The following is an 18,561-nucleotide window of genomic DNA, read 5'->3' on the forward strand; positions in this document are numbered from 1 at the left end:
GACCGTGTCCTACGCCCTCGTCGTCCACCGCGCCCGTCTCGTCGATGCGCGGGGGGTCGTCGAGGACGGCTGGGTGGCCGTCGCCGACGGCGCGATCACCGCGACCGGCACGGGCGACTCGTGGCGCGCCGTTGCCGCAGCCGAGGTCGTCGACGCCGGCGGGGCGACGCTCGTCCCCGGCTTCGTCGACCTCCACGTGCACGGCGGAGGAGGAGCGGCGGTCGACGACGGAGCCGACGGGATCGCGCGGATGCTCGCCGCGCACCGCGCGCACGGCACGACCCGTTCGGTGCTCAGCCTGGTCGCCGCTCCGCTCGAGGAGCTGGAGCGCTCGCTCGCCGTGATCGCGGACCTCGCGGCGGCCGATCCCCTCGTCCTCGGCTCCCACCTCGAGGGCCCGTTCCTCGCTCCCGGCCGGCGGGGCGCCCACGCGCTCGAGGCGTTGGCGCTGCCGACTCCGGAGGTGGTCGACCGACTCCTCGAGGCGGCCCGCGGCACCCTCGTGCAGGTCACCGTGGCGCCGGAGCTGCCCGGCGCTCTCGACGCGATCTCGCGGTTCGCGGCGGCGGGCGTCGTCGTCGCCCTCGGGCACACGGAGGCGGATGCCGATCTCGCGCGGACGGCCGTCGACCGCGGCGTCCGGCTGATGACGCACGCGTTCAACGCGATGCCCGGCATCCACCACCGCGCTCCCGGGCCGGTTCCCACCGCGCTCGCCGATCCGCGGGTCGTGCTGGAGCTGATCCTCGACGGCGAGCACGTGCACCCGGACGTGGCGCGGCTGGCCTTCGCGGCGGCTCCGGACCGCATCGCCCTCGTCACCGACGCGATGGCCGCGGCGGGATCGGCGGACGGGGTCTACCGGCTGGGCGGCCTGGACGTCTCGGTGCAGGCGGGGCGCGCGGTGCTGAATGGGGCGGACACGCTGGCGGGCTCGACCCTGACCCAGGACCGCGCGCTGCGCCTCGCTCTCGATACGGTCGGCCTCTCGGAGCCCACCGCGGTCGGCGCGCTCACCGCGACTCCGGCCCGCGTACTCGGCCGCACCGACCTCGGCCTCCTGCAGTCGGGCCACCGCGCCGACCTGGTGCTGCTCGACGCGTCCCACCGCGTCGCCTGGGTGCGCGCGGAGGGCCGCCTGCTCGGCGTCTGACGGGGGCGGGTCTCGATACGCCCCTGCGGGGCTACTCGACCAGCAGGGGCTCCTTGCTGATCGAGTAGCCCGCGCAGCGGGCGTATCGAGATCCCCGTCCTCCAGAGCCTCACGGCATCAGCGCCAGCCGCCCCACGATCCTGTCCACCCGGTTCCGCGGCCCGACCAGGCTCACCGCCAGGCACTCCATCGCGTCGGCCCCCGCCTCCGCGACCGCCGCCAGGAACTCGTCGTACACCCGCGTCTCCTGCGCCGCGACCGGCACGTCCGCCACGAACACCTCGGCGTGCTCGCCCGCCTTCCTGCGGATCACCGCCAGAGCCTCGCGGTCGGCCACCAGGATCGAGCACCCCGCCCACGGCAGTCCCACATGCGCGGAGCCGTCGGCGTCCACGGCCTCGGGTCCCAGGAGCCCCGTCACCCCGGCTGACGTGGCCGCCGCAGCACAGACCGCCGCGTTGACCGCACGCCCGGCGGGCAGGGCGGCGTCGACGACGATCACCCACTTCAGTCGGGCGGAGCGGGTGGATGCGGCGGTGTCGATCTCGTCGGGCGCGAATCCGAGTGGCATGGGTCTCCTCCTGTGCGGTGTGCGGGCTCGATGCTAAGACGAAGAACGGCCCGAGCGCTCCAAATCCGTACGACGTACGGCCAGACCCCTACAATCGCCTCCATGGACGGACTCGATGCGGCGATCCTCCGCGAACTCCAGTCGGATGCACGGAAGTCGAACCGCGAAGTCGCGGCGGCCGTCGGGGTCTCGCCGACCACGGCGCTCGACCGCACCAGGGCGCTCCGGGCGCGCGGAGTGATCCGCGGCGCCCTGCTCGACGTCGACCTCGCCGCGATCGGCCGCCCCGTGCAGGCGCTCATCGCCGTGCGCATCCGCCCGCCGTCGCGCGTCGCCATCGAGGCGTTCCGCGACTGGGTCTCGGCGCTGCCGGAGACCATCGGCCTGTTCGTCACCGCCGGCACCGACGACTTCGTCATCCACGTCGCCGTGCCCGACAACGATGCGCTCTACGCCTTCGTCATCGACCGCCTCACTCAGCGGCGCGAGGTCGCCGACGTCCGCACCTCGGTCGTCTACGAGCACCTGCGGAGCACCCCGGCGATCCCGTGACGGGAATTCCTCCCGGAGATGTCGATATCCGTCTTCGCCGTTCGACGCCACAGTAGGAGGACGCACCGGCGTCCCGGACGAAGGAGAGAACCGTGAAGTACATGCTCATCATGCGCGCGACCGACGAGGCCAAGAAGGCCTACGAGTCGATCCCGTTCGACGAGATCATCACCCGGATGGGCCAGTACAACGAGGCACTGATCACCGCGGGCGTCCTGCTCGCGGGCGACGGCCTCGCCGACGACGTCGACACGACCGGCTTCGTCGTCGACTTCTCGTCCGAGCCGCCCGCCGTCACCGACGGCCCCTACGGCGAGACCCACGAGCTGTTCAACGGCTTCTGGATGATCCAGGTCTCGTCCAAGGAGGAGGCGAAGGAGTGGGCGCTGCGCTGCCCGCTCGTCCCCGGCAACAAGCTCGAGGTGCGCCGGGTGACCGACGAGAGCGACTTCGCGGACTTCGCCGACAACGAGTACATCCAGAAGGAGGAGGGCTGGCGCGACGAGCTCGGGCAGGCCCGCTGACGATGGACACGACCCGGGCGGCCGTCGACGCGGTCTGGCGCATCGAGAGCGCCCGGATCGTCGCGACGCTCGTGCGGACGACCGGTGACGTCGGGGCGGCCGAGGACCTCGCCCAGGAGGCGCTCGTCGAGGCGCTGAAGCAATGGCCGGAGTCGGGCGTCCCGCGGAACCCGGGCGCCTGGCTGACCGCGGTCGCGAAGCGCCGGGCGATCGACGGCTGGCGGCGCCGCGAGAGGCTCGACGACCGCTACCGCACTCTGGCGAGGGATCTCGAGGAGGGGGCGCAGGACGAGTGGCAGCCGTTCGCCGACGACGTCCTCCGCCTCGTCTTCGTCGCCTGCCACCCGGTGCTGGCGCGGGAGGCGAGCATCGCGCTCACCCTTCGCCTGGTCGGGGGCCTGGGCACGGAGGAGATCGCGCGGCTGTTCCTCGTGCCGGTCGCGACGGTGCAGCAGCGCATCGTGCGGGCGAAGAAATCGCTCACGGCCGCGGGCGTGCCGTTCGAGACGCCGGAGCCGGCGGAGTGGAAGGAGCGCCTCACCGCGGTGCTCGGGGTCGTCTACCTGATCTTCACCGAGGGGTACGCGGCGACGTCGGGCGACCGCTGGGTGCGCGCGGAGGTGGCGCAGGAGGCGCTGCGGCTGGGTCGCGTGCTCGCCTCCCTCCTGCCGCGCGAGCCGGAGGTGCTCGGGCTGCTCGCCCTGATGGAGCTGCAGGCGTCCCGGTTCGCCGCACGCACCGCCGCCGACGGCACTCCGGTGCTGCTCGAGGACCAGGACCGCACCCGCTGGGACCGCGCGCAGATCACCCGGGGCCGCGAGGCGCTGCTCCGGGCCGACCGGCTGGGCCGCGGACGCGGCGCCTACGCGCTGCAGGCGGCGATCGCCGAGTGCCACGCGGTCGCTCCGAGCGTCGCCGCCACCGACTGGGAGCGGATCGTGCTGCTGTACGAGGTGCTGGGCCGGATCGCGCCGAGCCCGGTCGTCGAGCTCAACCGCGCGGTGGCCGTGTCGATGGCGACCGGACCCGCGTCGGCCCTGCTGCTCGTCGACCGGCTGGCGTCGGAGGGGGCGTTGCGCGGGTCGCACCTGCTGCCGAGCGTGCGGGGCGAGCTGCTCGCGCGGCTCGACCGGAGGGAGGAGGCGCGCTCCGAGCTCGCGACGGCCGCCGCCCTGGCCGGCAACGAGCGCACGCGCGCGCTGCTGGAGGCGCGGGCGGCGTCGCTGTGAGCCTGGATCTCGCGGGTCTCGATACGCCCCTGCGGGGCTACTCGACCAGCAGAGGGGGGGCGGGTCTCGATACGCCCCGGCGGGGCTGCTCGACCAGCGAGGGGTGGGGGCGTTCCTGCTGATCGAGCAGCCGGCGCAGCCGGCGTATCGAGATCCACCCCCGCCCGCAGTCACGCCTCCGTGACCACGCCGCCCTCGACCCGCCACTGCCGGTTCAGCTGCACCGTCTCGAGCATCCGCCGGTCGTGGGTGACCAGCAGCAGCGTCCCCTCGTACGCCTCGAGCGCCTGCTCGAGCTGCTCGATCGCCGGCAGATCGAGGTGATTGGTCGGCTCGTCGAGCACCAGCAGGTTCGTGCCGCGGGCCTGGAGCAGCGCGAGCGCCGCGCGGGTGCGCTCGCCCGGCGACAGCTCGCCCACCGGCCGCCCCACGTGGTCCGCCTTCAGCCCGAACTTCGCCAGCAGCGTGCGCACCTCGGCGGTCGGCCACTCCGGCACCAGCGCCTCGAAGGCGTCGGCGAGCGGCACATCGGAGGCGAGCATCGCCCTGGCCTGGTCGATCTCGCCGATCGCGACGCTGGCGCCGAGCGACGCCGAGCCCTCCTCCGGCTCCACGCGCCCGAGCAGCAGCGACAGCAGCGTCGACTTCCCGGCACCGTTGGGCCCGGTGATGCCGATGCGGTCGCCGGCGTCGACCTGGAGCGACACCGGACCCAGGGTGAACGTGCCGCGGCGCGCGAGGGCGCCGTTGAGCGTCGAGACGACCGAGCTCGAGCGCGGGGCGGTGCCGATCGTGAAGGCCAGCTGCCACTCCTTGCGAGGCTCCTCGACCTCCTCGAGGCGCGCGATCCGGCTCTCCATCTGGCGCACCTTCTGCGCCTGCTTCTCGCTCGACTCCGCCGACGCCTTGCGCCGGATCTTGTCGTTGTCGGGCGCCTTCTTCATGGCGTTCCGGACGCCCTGGCTCGACCACTCGCGCTGGACGCGGGCGCGAGAGACGAGGTCGGACTTCTTCTCCTCGAAGTCCTCGTACTTCTCGCGGCGCTGACGGCGCGCGGTCTCGCGTTCCTCGAGGTAGGCCTCGTACCCGCCTCCGTAGACCGTCGTGGTGCCCTGGGCGAGGTCGAGCTCGAGCACGCGGGTGACGCTGCGGCGCAGGAACTCGCGGTCGTGGCTGACGAGGACGACGCCTCCGCGCAGTCCCCGGACGAACGCCTCGAGCCGTTCGAGGCCGTCGAGGTCGAGGTCGTTGGTCGGCTCGTCGAGCAGCACGACATCGAAGCGCGACAGCAGAAGCGCGGCGAGGCCGACGCGGGCCGCCTGTCCGCCCGACAGCGACGTCATGAGGGAGTCGGCGGCGACTCCGCCCGACACGCCCTGGGCGAGCGCCAGGCCCAGATCGGCGAGGACGACGGGGGTCCGCTCGTCCAGGTCGGCGGCGCCGCTCGCGAGCCAGCGGTCGAGCGCGAGGGCGTAGCGGTCGGCGATGCTCCCGTCCGGGTCGGGCTCGGCGAGGGCGGAGGCGGCCGCGTCCAGTTCGGCCGAGGCCTCCGCGCAGCCGGTGCGCCGCGCGAGGTACGCCGAGACGGTCTCTCCCTCGCGCCGCTCGTGCTCCTGCGGCAGCCAGCCGACGAACGCGTCGCCGGGCGCGAGCACGACGGTGCCGTCCAGCGGAGCGGTCTCGCCGGCGAGGATGCGCAGCAGGGTGGACTTGCCGGCGCCGTTCGCCCCGACGACGCCGACCACGTCCCCGGGGGCGACCGTCAGGTCGAGTCCGTCGAACAGGGTGCGGTGCGCATAGCCTCCGGAGAGGCCCTTGGCGACGAGGGTGGCGGTCACCGGTCCAGCGTAGGCGGCGGCGTGGAGGAGCTCTGCGGCGAACGCTAGACCCTCTCGTAACACGCGCGTCTAGGATGGCCGGATGAGCGAGACGACGGTCAGGAGCGGCGCCGGGTACTGGTACCCGGACGAGTCCTCCACCAGGCGTGCCGTCGAGGTGCTGAGCGCGATGCGCACGTACCGCGTCTCGGAGGTCGCGATGCGCCGCCGCACGCGCGAGAAGATGGCGATGGGCGAGACCGACCTGATCGCCATCCAGTACCTCCTGCGGCGCCAGCGCAGCGGCGAGATCGTGAGCGCCAAGGATCTGGCCGGCCACCTCTCCATCTCCTCCGCCTCCACGACGGTGCTGATCGACCGCCTCGTGCGCAGCGGGCACCTCGTGCGCAAGCCCCATCCGACCGATCGGCGCGGCATCGTCGTCGAGGCGACCGTCGACAGCGACCGCGAGGTGCGCGAGACGCTGGAGCACATGCACCGGCGGATGCTCGAGATCGCCGAGGACCTCGATGCGCGCGAGGCCGAGGTCGTCGTGAATTTCCTCCGCCGGATGAGCTCGGCCGTCGACGAGATCGACGCCGAGGTCGAGGCGGATGAGCCGCATTCCGAGAATTAGCTAGATTCTCTAGTAGAAAGTCTGTCTAGAGATAGGCTGAGGCCATGGGTCAATTCCTCTACGGCACACCACCGGCCGTCATCGAGATCGAGGACCGGACCCTGGCCCATCTCCAGATCGTCGTCTACGCGAAGTTCCGCCGCGACGAGCGCTTCCCGCTCACCCTCGACTCCATGCCCGAGGGGGCGCGCGGCCGCCACTCCTTCTGGATGAACCCGAACATCGCCCTGCAGTTCCACTTCGCGGGCAGTCGCCAGCCCACCATCAACCCGGCCTGGGTCGAGGTGCTGATGGACTCGGCGAACGGCGGCGGCGGCCTGCGCGTGCTGCCGGAGCCGCACGCCTGATCCCGACGCGCCGCGACCGCACCGCCCGCCCGTCTCCTAGGGTGGTCGGGAGTGCCCGGGGCGGGGGCTCGACGAGGGGCGGGGACGTGCGCGCAGGACGAGTCGGAGTTGCACTGGCGACGGGTGCGCTGCTCGCGCTCACGGGGTGCGCGGCTCCGAGCCCCACTCCCACCGTCACGGTCACCGTCTTCGCGGAGGCGACCCCGACGCCCGACCCCACCGTCACCGCCGCGCTGCCGCAGGCGACCGCGACCGTCTTCGTGCCGCAGCCCGAGGTCACCGTGACGATCACGCCGAATCCGGTGCCCGTGATCCCCGAGACCGCCTACGCCACCGACTTCGGCGCGGCTCCCGGAGCCACGGGCACGCCGACCACGGACGGCGCGGGCGAGATCGTGAGCTACACGGTCGTCGAGGGGGACACGTTCTTCGACATCGCGCAGCGGTTCGGGATCCCCGTGCAGCAGCTGCTCCGGATGAACGCCGACGTCGCGGGGGCCGGCGAGGCCGTGTACATCGGCCGGGTCATCAACCTCGACGCGAGCACCCTGGGCTGACGCGGTGCCCGCTCAGCGCGGGTCGGCTACTGCGATTTCGGCAGGATGTGGAACGCGACGCCGAGCGACAGCGAGATCGCGAGGATGCCGCCGAAGAAGATGAATCCGCCCAGCGCGGGGAACAGGAAGGCGTTCCCCAGGAGGAGGATCCCGCCGAGGAACAGCGCGAACGAGAGGATGACGCCCAGACCAGTCATGCCTTCATCGTACGGGGCTCAGGGGAGCAGGAGGGTCGCGAGCTCCTCAGCCCCGGACACCACGGCCACGGTCCCGGCCGCCTCGGCGGGCGATCCGTAGCCCCACTCGACCATGATCGTCGGGATGCCGTGGGCCGCGGCTCCGTGCACGTCGTGCTCGCGGTCGCCGACCATGACGGGCGTCAAGAGGTCGACGTCGAGCTCGCGGAGCCGGCGCAGCGCCTCCTCGACGACGTCGGCCTTGGCGCTGCGCACCTCGTCCTCGGAGGCGCCGCAGATCACGGTGAAGTAGTGCGAGAGGCCGTAGTGCTCGAGGATCCGTCGGGCGGCCGACTCGGGCTTCGAGGTCGCGAGCGACAGCGGCACCCCCGCCTCGGCGATGCGCGCGAGGACCTCGGGCACGCCCGGGTAGAGCGACGAGTCGAAGAGCCCGCCGGCGTTGTAGCGGCGGCGGTACACCTCGAGGGCGGCCTGCGCCTCCTCGACGCTCATGCCGCCCAGGGCGCGGAAGGCGTCGAGGAGCGGCGGGCCGACGTAGGCCAGCAGCTCGACGGGCGTGGGGACGGGGCGGCCCAGCTCGACGAAGGTGTCCACGAGCGTGCCGGTGATGCCGGGCGCCGAGTCGGTGATGGTGCCGTCGAGGTCGAAGAGGATGCAGGTCCAGGTGCCGGCGCGTTCGTCGAGGCCGCTCGGGGCGAGTGTCGTGTAGGACATGGCGGGGCTCCTGACCTCGGGTGACTCGTGGACGCCGACGCTGCCCCGTCGGGGGAGAACACTCTACGGGCGCTCGACGGCCTCGAGGGCGTTCTCGATGAACGAACGGGTGACGACCTGTGCGAGCGACCCGGGGTCGAGCTGCACGGCGACGAAGTCGGCGGTGCGGATCAGCGCGAAGGCCTCCCGTCCGGGCAGGACCAGCATCTGCACGCGGGGGTGCTGCTGGCGGGGGATCGCCGTGCGCACCTCGTCGGTCGAGGTGAACAGCGGCAGGACCTGCTCGCCGGTCGTCGTGGCGACCGTGCGCACGTGCGGCACGCCTCCGGGCTGCGATCCCGTGACGTCGACGACGAGCGAGCCGTCGAGGCACGCGGTCAGGAGCCGCTCCACGGCCTCCGCGGACGGAGCGGCGATCAGGGCCTCGAGGGCCTCCCGCGCCGGGACGTTGCGGTAGGGGCCGGGCTTCGCCGGGCGCGCGGGGGGACCGACTCTCCGTGCCATGCCTTCACGGTATCCGGGATCGCTCCGGCTCTCGAATCGGGGGCGAACGGCATCGCTGAGGGAATTCGCAGGGAATGCCCCGACAGGTGATGCGCAGAGCGCTGTCCGCCTTTATCCGCGGTCATCCGTGCAGAGAAGAATCGCCTATCCACCACTCGAGAAGCGCCACGCACTGCCGAATGCTCTTCTTCTGAGAGGAAAGAGGGTAATGTCTTCCACCGACATAGGTTCTACAGTGCGGTCGGTACGCGGCGCGGAAAGCATACGCAGTACTTCACGCGTCATCAGTACTACAGGAGGAAAAGTGGCTCAGAAGATCACTCTCGTCGACGACATCGACGGAACGCCCATCGATTCCGGAGAGGGCGGAACCGTCCGCTTCAGCATCGACGGCGCCAATTACGAGATCGATCTCGGGCCCGACAACATCGAGGCGCTGCACTCCGCTCTCGAGAAGTTCGTCTCGAGCGCCCGCCGCGTCGGCTCGCGCCCGGCCGCGGCCGCATCGGTCGCCTCGGCGTCCAAGAGCGACCCCAAGCAGCTGAAGGCGATCCGCGAGTGGGCGAACGCCAACGGGCACCAGGTGTCCGACCGCGGCCGCATCCCGGCCGAGGTCCAGGCGGCCTACGCGGCGGCCAACAAGTAGAGCGCCGCATCCGCTCGGAAAAGGCCCTCGCGGGATTCCGCGGGGGCCTTTCCCGTGTTCCGGAGCGTCACTCGGTAGTCGAGTGCTCCTGCTCGGAGCGGCGGGCTAGAAGAGCCGGGTGTGCGAATCGTCCACGCCGCGCATCGTCTCGTAGTCGAGGACGACGCAGCGGATCCCGCGGTCCTGCGCGAGCGTCCGCGCCTGCGGCTTGATCTCCTGCGCGGCGAACACTCCGGTGACCGGTGCCAGATGCGGATCGCGATTCATCAGTTCGAGATATCGGGTCAGCTGCTCGACTCCGTCGATCTCTCCGCGGCGCTTGATCTCGACCGCCACTGCGGCCCCGTGGGAATCCCGCGCGAGGATGTCGACCGGTCCGATCGCCGTCATGTATTCGCGGCGCACGAGAGTGTGTCCGTCGCCGAGAAGATCGATCTGCTCGGCCAGGAGGCGCTGCAGGTGCGCCTCCACGCCGTCCTTCACGAGGCCCGGATCCACGCCGAGCTCGTGCGCGGAGTCGTGCAGCACCTCGTGGATCGAGACGACGAGGGCGTCGCCCGTCTTCTTGTGCGCGACCGTCCACTGCTCGACGACTCCCGACTCCCGCGCCGTCTCGTCCGGCTCGCCCGTGATCAGCGTGCAGGGCGGGCTCATCCAGTTCAGCGGCTTGTAGGAGCCACCGTCGGAGTGCACGAGGACGCTGCCGTCGGCCTTGACCAGCAGCAGGCGGGTGGCGAGGGGGAGGTGGGCGCTGAGACGGCCGGAGTAGTCGACGGAGCAGCGCGCGATGACGAGACGCACCCGTCGAGGATAGACGCGGTCAGGCGCGGCTGCTCGGTCTCCGCCGACCCGTAGGGGGAGCGGAGGGCGCCTCCGAGACGAAGGCGCGGAGGGCGAGCGCGAACTCGGCGGGCGCCTCGATCCAGGGGTAGTGGCCGGATCTTTCGATCACCGCGAGGCTGCACGAGGGGAAGAGAGCGCCGAGCTCGGCGAGCGGCTCGACGCCGACGAGGGCGTCGTCCTCGCCGCCGACGATCATCACGGGGCAGCGGAGGAGGGTCAGCGCCTGCCGCAGCGCCGTCGCGTCGACGGAGGTGAAGAACCCCGCGAAGGCGTCCGGGAACCAGGTCGCCGCCCGCTCGTGCGCCTGCGCCCGCTCGTCCCACGTCGACCAGCCCAGCGGAGCCGCGCGGCGGTAGAGCTCGATCCGCCGCCGCGCGTCCGTCTCCTCCTGCATCAGCACCGCGGCCTCGATCGCGTCGCCCAGCCAGCTCGCGCCGATCCGTCGCGCGGCGATCTCGTGGCGGTCGTCCCGCCCTAAGTCGAGCCATCCCGTCGCGGGCGAGATCAGGAGGAGCCGCGAGACGCGCTCGGGGTGCCGCGCGGCGTGCACGAGCGCGGTGCGGCAGCCGGTGGCGTGCGCGAGGACGTCGACGGACTCCACTCCGAGGTGCCGGCGCAGGTCCTCCACGTCGTCGGCCTGCTCGGCGAAGGACCGCACGGGCGCCGCCGCCGAGCCGCCCACTCCACGTGGATGGAGCACGAGGATCCGCCGGCACCCGGCGATCGGCTCGAAGGTGCCGAGGTAGTCGGGGTGGCGGGCCGGCCCGCCGGGGAGGACCACGAGGGGCGGGCTGCCGGCCGTGCCGTGCTCGTCGGCGTGCAGCAGGGCGCCGTCACGCGCTCGGAACTCCGTCATGCGCGACCCCCTCCGCCGTGGTGGCGATCCTAGGGCGTGGGAGTCGTCAGGCCAGACGGACGACGTTCCCGGTCACGCGCCGGCCCGCGGGGGAGACGAGGTACGAGACCAGGTCGCCGACCTCCTCCGGCTCGGCGACGTCGAAGAAGGAGTCGTTCGCGGCGACCGCCTCGCGGACGTCGTCGGTCACCCAGCCCGTGTCGGTGACGGGCGGGTGCACGGCGTTGGCCGTGATGCCGAGCGGGCTGAGCTCGAGGGACGCCGAGATCGTGTAGTTCACCAGCGCGGCCTTCGCGGCGCCGTAGGAGACCTCGCCCGGGAAGCCGCGCTCGCCTCCCGAGGTGAGCGTGACGATGCGTCCGCCGTGGCCGCCGCGGGCCTCGAGGCGGGCGGCGAGCTCGGCGATCAGCAGCGCACCGGCTCGGGCGTCGACCGAGAGGACGGCGTCGATGCTCGCGGCGTCGACGCGGCGCTGCGGGCGGCCCATCCAGTCGCTCTCGCGGGCGCGGAAGGTGTCGATCACCGAGCCGGTCGCGTTGTGGACGAGTACGTCGACCGGGCCGAGCGACCGCTCGGCGGCGTCGAAGAGCAGGGCGGGCGAGGAGGCGTCGCGGAGGTCGGCCGAGACAGCCAGTGCGCGGCCGCCCGCGGCGCGGATCCGCTCGGCCACCTGCTCGCCGTCGCTCGCGTGGGCGCGTCTCTGCCGTTCGGGCTCGTACTCGGGCAGGTCCTCGGCGAGGAACGCGACCAGCACGGCGAGGCCGTCGGCCGCGAGGCGCTCGGCGATCGCGGCTCCGATGCCGTGGTTCGCGCCGGTGACCAGCGCGACCCGGCAGGGCTCGCTGCTCGGGGCCGTCATGCGTCCACCCGGGCCCGAGCGGGGCGCGCGGCGGGCGAGGCGAGTCCCGCCACGACCACCAGGGCCAGCACGAGGAACAGCGCGTTCAGGATGCCGACGTGCTCGCCGAGGAACCCGATCGCCGGCGGTCCGACGAGGAACGCGACGTAGCCCAGCGTGGCGACGGCGCTGACCCGCGCGGCCGAGTGCGGTCCCTCCGCCGCCGCCGACATGCCGACCGGGAAGCCGAGCGAGCAGCCCAGCCCCCACGCGACGGCGCCGGCGATCACCAGCGCGTCGACCGGGGCGAGGATGAAGAGCAGGATGCCGACGACAGCCAGCAGAGCCGATCCGCGCAGCACGGGGACGCGGCCGAAGCGGTCGAGCACGGGGCCGCCGAGCACGCGGCCGACGGTCATCGCCGCGACAAAGACGCCGAACACGATCGCGGCGGTCGTCGTGGAGGAGCCGTGGCCGTCGACCATCGCGAGGGTCATCCAGTCGTTGGCGGACCCCTCGGCGAACGCCATGCCGAGCATGATCAGGCCGATGACCACGAGCCGCAGGTCGCGCCAGACGCCGAGCGAGGCGGCGACCCGCTCCCGGATCGGGGGCTTCGCGGTCGCGACGCCCTGGGTGTCGAGATCGGCGCGCACGGGCACGAAGCGGATCGCCACGGCGACGGTGGCCACCACCACGACCGCGACGCCGACGAAGTGCGCCGCCACGGGGATCGCGAGGGCGGAGGCGGCGGCTCCCACCAGCGCGCCCGCGACGGTGCCGAGGCTGAAGAAGGCGTGGAAGAGGGGAAGCAGGGTCTTGCCGAAGGCCTTCTCGTTGGCGGCTCCCTCGACGTTCATCATCACGTCGACCGCGCCGTTGCCGAAGCCGAGCAGCGCCATGCCCGCGAAGGCGACGGGGAGCGCGCCGAGCGTGTCGGCCGCGACCCCGAGGATCGCGAGGCCGGACGCGCAGACGGAGAGCCCCGCGACCATGCCGCGACGGGCCCCGAGCGCCGACATGATCGCGGTCGAGAGCATCAGGCCGACGATGGCGCCGATCGACATGGCGAGGATCAGCAGGCCGACCCCGGAGGTCGAGAGCTGCAGCTCGTCGCGGATGGCCGGAGTGCGCGACACCCACGTCGCGATCGACAGGCCGCTCAGCACGAAGATCGTGAAGACGGCGTTGCGCCACGCGACGAGTTCGCGGCGCGAGAGGGCGGAGGTGCTGGTCATGACCGGGTTTCCTGTGGCGGGCGCGCCCGGGCGCTCACAGCGGCGCCGCCGGGCCCGCGGGGCGGGGTTCCACCCGGTCGAATCGATTCGAGGCGGGCCGGACTAAGCTATCCAGAACCTCCGGGGCGGTCAAGAAGCACCGCACCGGCCGGCTGAGTCGAGGAGGATCGTGGAGTCGCAGAAGTCGCGCGCCGAGCAGCGCCCCGGGCGACCGACCCTGGCCCGCGTGGCACGGCTCGCCGGAGTCTCGGCCTCCACGGCCTCGCTCGTCTTCAGCGGATCGGGACCCGTCTCGGCCTCGACGCGCGAGCGAGTACTGAAGGCCGCCGCCGAACTGGACTACGCCGGCCCCGACCCGCGCGCGCAGTCGCTCCGGCGCGGTCGCTCCGGCATCGTCGGCGTGGTGGTCGACGAGCGCGTGCTGCACGCCTTCCGCGACCCGATCAGGATCGCGATGCTCGACGGCATCGCCGACGTGCTGGGCGGCGCCGACGCGGGGATCCTGCTGCTGACCGAGACGGGCGACGGCTCCGGGCTGATGTCCACGGCGCCGGTCGACGCCATGATCCTGATCGGCTGCAGCCCGACCGTGGACGAGTCGGTCGCTCTGCTGCAGAGGCGGCGGGTGCCGGTCGTGGTGGTCGAGGGCGTGTCCGAGTTCGGATCGGCGATCGTCACCCTCGACAACCGCGAGGCGACCAGGACGCTGGCCGAGCATCTGCGGGGCCTCGGGCACTCGCGGGTCGCGGCGGTGGCCCTGCCCTTCTCGAAGGACCGCCGCCGGGGGCCCGTGCCTGCGGACTGGCGCACGAGCTCGAGCATCACGGCCGTGGAGCGGCTGCACGGGGCGCGCGACGTGTTCGGCGAGCTGGACTCCGTCGAGGTGACGGCGAGCACGGTCGAGGAGGGCGTCGCGGCCGGGCGGGCGCTGCTCGACGTGCCGGAGCCGCCGACCGCGGTCCTCGCGCAGAGCGATCTGCTGGCGGCGGGCGTGATCCTGGCGGCCGAGCAGCTCGGGCTGCGGGTGCCCGAGGACGTCTCGGTGGTCGGCTTCGACGGCGTGCAGGTGCCGGGGCTCGCGGCGGGCTACGACCTCACCACGATGGTGCAGCCGGCGGTCGACAAGGGGCGCGCGGCGGGGCGGGCGGCGCTGGCGCTGCTCGCGGGCGAGGAGGCGGCTCCGGTGTGCTTCCACGCGGTGTTCCACCGCGGGAACACGAGCGCGGCGCCGCGCTGATCCGCCGGGCGTTCCGTGACCTGAGACATCACGTCCCAGTTCGTTGACGGCGCGGGAATCGCGGCGCTATAAAAAGGCACACGGGCGATCCTGGGCCCGGTCGTCCCCCTTCTCTCGACCGTCTGGTGTGCCCGAATGCCGCGCTCGTCCTCTGCTTCGCCCGCCCTCACCCGCCTCCTCGCCGTCGTCCTGGCCGCGCTCGTGCTGGTCGGACTGACCGCCGGCCCTGCCGTCGCGGCACCGGTGGCGGCCTCGACACCGACCATCTCGGGGACCGCTCAGGTCGGAGCCGTCCTCACGGCGAAGCCCGGCACCTGGACCACCGGCACGACGCTGACCTACCGGTGGTACGCGAGCGGCGTCGCCGTCCGAGGGGCGACGGGGAGGACGTTCGTCCCGACCACCTCCCAGCTGGGCGCCACCGTGACGGTCGAGGCGACCGGGGCCAAGGCCGGGTACACGTCCGTGATCCGGAGGAGCGCCGCGACCGCCGCAGTGAAGGCCGGCAAGCCCACCGGTGCGACGGCGGTGGCCGCTGTCACGGACGGAGCGGCGCGCTCCGTCACCGTGTCCTGGCAGCCGCCCGCCTCGTCCGGCGGCTCGGCGATCACCGGATACCTCGTCGGCCGGTCCGGGAGCGATGCATCCGGTGCCGGCCCCTGGTCCCGCCTCGCGCCGGCCTCCGCTCGCTCGCAGACCTTCACGAACCTCGTGGCGGGTCGGACCTACACCTTCACCGTCCAGCCGAGGAACGCGGTCGGGTCGGGACCCACGTCATCGATCGTCGTCACCCTCGCTGCGAAGAGCCTGACCACCGCGGCGCCGGTCGTCTCGGGCACCCCGAGGGTCGGCGCGACGCTGACCGCCCAGACCGGCACCTGGACCACCGGCACGGCTCTGACCTACCGGTGGTACGCATCCGGTTCCGCCATCGCGGGCGCGACGGCCAGGACGCTTCTGCTGCGCGATGCTCAGGCGGGGACCACCGTGTCGGTCGAGGTGACGGGCACGAAGGCGGGCTACACGACGGCCGCTCGGACGAGCGCGTCGACGAGCGCCGTCGCCGCGACCGTTCCCGGAGCGCCCGCCCGCGTCGATGTCGTCGGCGACCAGGATCGACTCACGGCGACCGTGACCTGGTCGCCTCCGAAGACCACGGGCGGAGCCGCTGTGACGAGCTACCGGGTCTCCCTCGATTCCTACTCGCTCCTCTTCCCCAAGTTGGCCATCGTGTCCTCGACCACCAGGTCGTACACGTTCACGGGCCTTCGCGAGGAGATGGAGTACTACTTCCACGTGGAGGCGGTGAACCCCGTCGGCCGGAGCGAGAAGCAGAGCGGATACCTGTACTTCTGGCACGACTACCAGTCGCCGGGTGCGCCGGTGGAGGTCTCGGCGAGGAAGGACGACGCCGCGCGCACAGCGACGCTGACCTGGAAGCCGCCTCTGGAGGACGACAGCGCGGAGACCGTCGGGTACAGGGTCGCGCGCGACGGGGTCGACGCGAGCGGACGCGGTCCATGGTCGGCCGTCGTCGGTTCCGGCACGCGCTCGCAGACGTTCACCGACCTCGTCCCCGGAGCGACCTACACGCTGTCCGTCGCATCGGTGTCGGACGAGGGCATCGAGACCACCGAGAGTCGTCGGATCACGATGGGGTCCGGACCGTCCTAGTCCCCGACCGCGCACCGTCCCCGGTCGCGTCACTCCGCTCTCCTGCGACGACACCCACCTGTGAGGTAACCCCGTGCCAGCCCGACCCCCCGCACTCGAGCGCGTCGTCGCCTTCGTGCTCTCCCTGCTCGTCGTCTGCGGCATCGTGGCCGCTGCGCCCGCGGCCGCGGCCGCCTCCGTTCCGACGGCGGCGACCTCCGTCTCAGCCGTCGCCGACCCCGCCGCCCGGTCGGTGCTCCTCACCTGGAAGCCGCCCGCCTCGGACGGCGGATCGCCGGTCACCGGATACACAGTCGGTCGCGACGGCACCGACGCGAGCGGCGCCGGAGCGTGGTCGAGGACGACCGCTGCGACGGCCAGATCCCAGACGTTCACGAACCTGCGGCCGGGGGCGACCTACCTGTTCACCGTGCGCCCGCAGAACGGTGCAGGCGCCGCCCCGGCGAGCTCGGTGACCGTCTCGATGCCGACGGGCACCCTGACCACCGCCGCTCCCGTGATCACCGGAGCCGCCGTCGTCGGGTCGACGCTGACGGCCGCCGTCGGGACCTGGACCGCGGGCACGACCTTCGCTTACCGGTGGAAGGCGTCGGGCGCGGTGATCACGGGCGCCGCGACGTCGACGCTCGTCCTCGGCAGCGCGCAGCTCGGCAGGACGATCACCGTCGAGGTGACCGGGACGAAGGCCGGCTACAGCACCGCGACGCGGGTGAGCGCCGCGACGTCGGCGGTCCGATCCGCTGCGGCGGCGCCCGGGAGCCCCACGTCGGTCTCTGCGGCGCCTGGAACGGCTGCCCGATCGGCGACGCTGACCTGGGTGGTGCCGTCGAGCCCCGGCGGATCGGCGATCACGGGCTACCGCGTCAGTCGCGACGGCGTCGACGCCTCCGGGGCCGGCGCGTGGTCGGCTGTCGTCGGCGCGTCGACCCGTTCCCAGACCTTCACGAACCTGGTCGCAGGGTCCGCCTACACCCTCTCCGTCGCGGCCATCAACGCCGTCGGCACCGGCGCCGCCGTCTCGGCCAGGACGACCGCGTCCGGCGCCGCGCTCACGGTCGGCACCCCGACGGTCTCGGGGAAGGCCGAGGTCCGATCCACTCTGACCGCGCGCACGGGCACCTGGACCAGCGGAACCGGATTCACGTACCAGTGGTTCGCCGACGGCACCGCGCTCCCGGGTCGCACGGCCGCCACCCTGGTGCTGTCGACCGCGCACTTCGGCAAGAGGATCACCGTCCGCGTGACGGGGACGAAGACCGGCTATGCTCCCGCGTCCGCGACGAGCACCGCGACGGCGGCCGTCGCCAGGATCCCGGTACTGCGGATCCCGAACGACCCCTGCGCGAACGGATGGGACTGCTCGAACGGGATCACCCTGTCGGGCAAGGAGGCGGCCGTCTACGTGGTCAAGACGATCAACACGGGCGCGGGTCGTCAGCTGACGCTCACCGACGGCGCGGTCGTGAAGGTCGACGGCCGCCATTCGCTCTACGGCCAGGGAGTGGTCGTCAAGGGCACGGCGACGAGCCCGGTGACCGTGACCAGCTACCGCGACGACAGCGTCGGGGGCGACACCAACGGCGACGGCTCCGCGACGACGCCGAAGGCGAGCGACTGGGGCGCGATCTGGAGCGACGGAGCGGGGCCGACGGACATCCGGTACGCGGACCTCCGCTACGGAGGCAGAGGTCTGATCCTGTCGGCGGACGACCGGCCGTCCGGGATCACCGTCGCCGACTCGACGATCACGGGCGGCATCATGGTCATCGCTGCCGGGGAGCCGGACGGTCCCCTCATCCCCACCACGATCGCCCGCAACACGGTGAGGGGCGGGATCGTCGAGATCGGAGTGGCCGACGGCTACAGCCAGGTGCTCCTCGATCTGGTCCTGACGGACAACGTGGTCGCGACGCCTCCGACCGGCAGATCGGCCTACCAGGTGCACGCCGCCTCCTTCAACGGATCAGCGGGCATGGCGCGGAACACGGTCACCGGCACCACGACCTGGACCGTCTCGCTGAACCGGGTCGTCAACCGAGGCTCCTGGGTCATCCCGGCCGGCGAGAGGTACACGCTGACGGGCGACTGGGAATCGCTCCGCATCTTCGTCAACGACGGCCGGATCGAGTTCCAGCCCGGATCGATCGTGAAGTTCGCGCAGGGGACGGAGCTCGGCGGTGTGCTCGTCTTCAAGGGGACGAGCACGGCGCCGGTGACGCTGACGTCCTCGCGTGACGACTCGAAGGGCGGCGCGTGGACCAGCGAGCCGGAGGCGCCCGCGGCGACCGACTGGTTCGGCCTGCGCCCCGCCGCCGGTTCGAGCGGGCGGACGGGTGTCGTCGTCCGCTACTGCACTCCGGAGCGCGGCACGATCTGCAGGTAGGGCCGCTCGTCGCGGCGCCGTCTGCCGCGGCGGTGCAGGCACCT

At 72.6% G+C, this 18,561-nt stretch carries 20 protein-coding genes; 11 read left to right on the forward strand and 9 right to left on the reverse strand.

The genetic code is table 11. The features are described from left to right. Nucleotides 1–4 precede the first annotated feature (4 nt). The gene (nagA, locus tag LRG51_RS12080; protein ID WP_230672942.1) at nt 5–1,153 is read left to right on the forward strand and encodes an N-acetylglucosamine-6-phosphate deacetylase; all 1,149 of its coding nucleotides are present in this window, start codon (nt 5–7) and stop codon (nt 1,151–1,153) included. Between the two features lie 109 nt (nt 1,154–1,262). Here the strand turns inward: nagA and LRG51_RS12085 are convergent, their stop codons facing one another. Continuing rightward, nucleotides 1,263–1,724: a DUF2000 domain-containing protein gene (locus tag LRG51_RS12085; RefSeq protein WP_230672943.1), complete on the reverse strand. Its 462-nt coding sequence runs from the start codon at nt 1,722–1,724 to the stop codon at nt 1,263–1,265. A 102-nt stretch (nt 1,725–1,826) separates the two neighbouring features. Here LRG51_RS12085 and LRG51_RS12090 point away from each other — a divergent pair, with 102 nt between their 5' ends. From LRG51_RS12090 to LRG51_RS12100, 3 genes are all read left to right on the forward strand, one after another. Continuing rightward, nucleotides 1,827–2,276: an Lrp/AsnC family transcriptional regulator gene (locus LRG51_RS12090; RefSeq protein ID WP_056868804.1), complete on the forward strand. Its 450-nt coding sequence runs from the start codon at nt 1,827–1,829 to the stop codon at nt 2,274–2,276. 92 nt (nt 2,277–2,368) lie between these two features. Beyond that, nucleotides 2,369–2,800, forward strand: coding sequence for a YciI family protein (locus LRG51_RS12095; RefSeq protein WP_055794019.1), 432 nt, complete (start codon nt 2,369–2,371; stop codon nt 2,798–2,800). 2 nt (nt 2,801–2,802) lie between these two features. Further along, on the forward strand, nt 2,803–4,029 hold the full coding sequence (locus LRG51_RS12100) for an RNA polymerase sigma factor (RefSeq protein WP_230672944.1): 1,227 nt from the start codon (nt 2,803–2,805) through the stop codon (nt 4,027–4,029). A gap of 170 nt (nt 4,030–4,199) precedes the next feature. Here the strand turns inward: LRG51_RS12100 and LRG51_RS12105 are convergent, their stop codons facing one another. Next, nucleotides 4,200–5,867 (reverse strand): ABC-F family ATP-binding cassette domain-containing protein, encoded by a 1,668-nt coding sequence (locus tag LRG51_RS12105; protein WP_230672945.1) that lies wholly within the window; start codon nt 5,865–5,867, stop codon nt 4,200–4,202. 82 nt (nt 5,868–5,949) lie between these two features. Here LRG51_RS12105 and LRG51_RS12110 point away from each other — a divergent pair, with 82 nt between their 5' ends. The 3 genes from LRG51_RS12110 (at nt 5,950) to LRG51_RS12120 (ending at nt 7,387) form a co-directional block, all read left to right on the forward strand. Next, nucleotides 5,950–6,483, forward strand: coding sequence for a MarR family winged helix-turn-helix transcriptional regulator (locus LRG51_RS12110; RefSeq protein ID WP_055794022.1), 534 nt, complete (start codon nt 5,950–5,952; stop codon nt 6,481–6,483). A gap of 44 nt (nt 6,484–6,527) precedes the next feature. After that, nucleotides 6,528–6,830 (forward strand): DUF7882 family protein, encoded by a 303-nt coding sequence (locus tag LRG51_RS12115; protein ID WP_055794023.1) that lies wholly within the window; start codon nt 6,528–6,530, stop codon nt 6,828–6,830. 86 nt (nt 6,831–6,916) lie between these two features. Then, a complete protein-coding gene (locus LRG51_RS12120) occupies nt 6,917–7,387 on the forward strand; it encodes a LysM peptidoglycan-binding domain-containing protein (protein ID WP_230672946.1) in 471 nt (156 codons plus the stop codon). A 26-nt stretch (nt 7,388–7,413) separates the two neighbouring features. On the opposite strand, the gene LRG51_RS12125 is transcribed toward LRG51_RS12120, so the two are convergent. From LRG51_RS12125 to LRG51_RS12135, 3 genes are all read right to left on the reverse strand, one after another. Further along, complete coding sequence (locus tag LRG51_RS12125) at nt 7,414–7,584, reverse strand: hypothetical protein (RefSeq protein ID WP_157602737.1); 171 nt, start codon at nt 7,582–7,584, stop codon at nt 7,414–7,416. 18 nt (nt 7,585–7,602) lie between these two features. Next, nucleotides 7,603–8,298, reverse strand: coding sequence for an HAD hydrolase-like protein (locus tag LRG51_RS12130; RefSeq protein ID WP_230672947.1), 696 nt, complete (start codon nt 8,296–8,298; stop codon nt 7,603–7,605). A 63-nt stretch (nt 8,299–8,361) separates the two neighbouring features. Beyond that, complete coding sequence (locus LRG51_RS12135; RefSeq protein WP_230672948.1) at nt 8,362–8,802, reverse strand: SseB family protein; 441 nt, start codon at nt 8,800–8,802, stop codon at nt 8,362–8,364. A 304-nt stretch (nt 8,803–9,106) separates the two neighbouring features. On the opposite strand from LRG51_RS12135, the gene LRG51_RS12140 reads away from it, so the two are divergent. Continuing rightward, nucleotides 9,107–9,448 carry a histone-like nucleoid-structuring protein Lsr2 gene (locus tag LRG51_RS12140; RefSeq protein ID WP_055794027.1) on the forward strand — a complete coding sequence of 114 codons (342 nt, stop codon included), beginning with the start codon at nt 9,107–9,109 and terminating at the stop codon, nt 9,446–9,448. A 105-nt stretch (nt 9,449–9,553) separates the two neighbouring features. Here the strand turns inward: LRG51_RS12140 and nucS are convergent, their stop codons facing one another. From nucS to LRG51_RS12160, 4 genes are read right to left on the reverse strand one after another with little or no spacing between them, the layout of a single operon-like run. Beyond that, nucleotides 9,554–10,249: an endonuclease NucS gene (gene nucS, locus LRG51_RS12145; protein ID WP_056868799.1), complete on the reverse strand. Its 696-nt coding sequence runs from the start codon at nt 10,247–10,249 to the stop codon at nt 9,554–9,556. 19 nt (nt 10,250–10,268) lie between these two features. Next, nucleotides 10,269–11,147, reverse strand: coding sequence for an alpha/beta fold hydrolase (locus LRG51_RS12150; protein ID WP_230672949.1), 879 nt, complete (start codon nt 11,145–11,147; stop codon nt 10,269–10,271). Between the two features lie 46 nt (nt 11,148–11,193). After that, nucleotides 11,194–12,006 (reverse strand): SDR family NAD(P)-dependent oxidoreductase, encoded by an 813-nt coding sequence (locus LRG51_RS12155; RefSeq protein WP_055794030.1) that lies wholly within the window; start codon nt 12,004–12,006, stop codon nt 11,194–11,196. After that, entirely contained in the window at nt 12,003–13,223 is a 1,221-nt protein-coding gene (locus tag LRG51_RS12160) for an MFS transporter (protein WP_230672950.1), read from the reverse strand. Before LRG51_RS12160 ends, LRG51_RS12155 begins: the two co-directional genes overlap by 4 nt. A 169-nt stretch (nt 13,224–13,392) precedes the next feature. Here LRG51_RS12160 and LRG51_RS12165 point away from each other — a divergent pair, with 169 nt between their 5' ends. The 3 genes from LRG51_RS12165 (at nt 13,393) to LRG51_RS12175 (ending at nt 18,517) form a co-directional block, all read left to right on the forward strand. Continuing rightward, complete coding sequence (locus LRG51_RS12165; RefSeq protein WP_055794032.1) at nt 13,393–14,460, forward strand: LacI family DNA-binding transcriptional regulator; 1,068 nt, start codon at nt 13,393–13,395, stop codon at nt 14,458–14,460. A 135-nt stretch (nt 14,461–14,595) separates the two neighbouring features. Next, entirely contained in the window at nt 14,596–16,134 is a 1,539-nt protein-coding gene (locus LRG51_RS12170) for a fibronectin type III domain-containing protein (RefSeq protein ID WP_055794033.1), read from the forward strand. A 73-nt stretch (nt 16,135–16,207) separates the two neighbouring features. After that, nucleotides 16,208–18,517, forward strand: coding sequence for a fibronectin type III domain-containing protein (locus tag LRG51_RS12175; RefSeq protein WP_055794034.1), 2,310 nt, complete (start codon nt 16,208–16,210; stop codon nt 18,515–18,517). The last annotated feature ends 44 nt before the right edge of the window (nt 18,518–18,561 follow it).

The organism is Rathayibacter sp. Leaf248 (genome assembly GCF_920939495.1).
In the GTDB taxonomy this organism is placed as follows: Bacteria; Actinomycetota; Actinomycetes; order Actinomycetales; family Microbacteriaceae; genus Rathayibacter; species Rathayibacter caricis.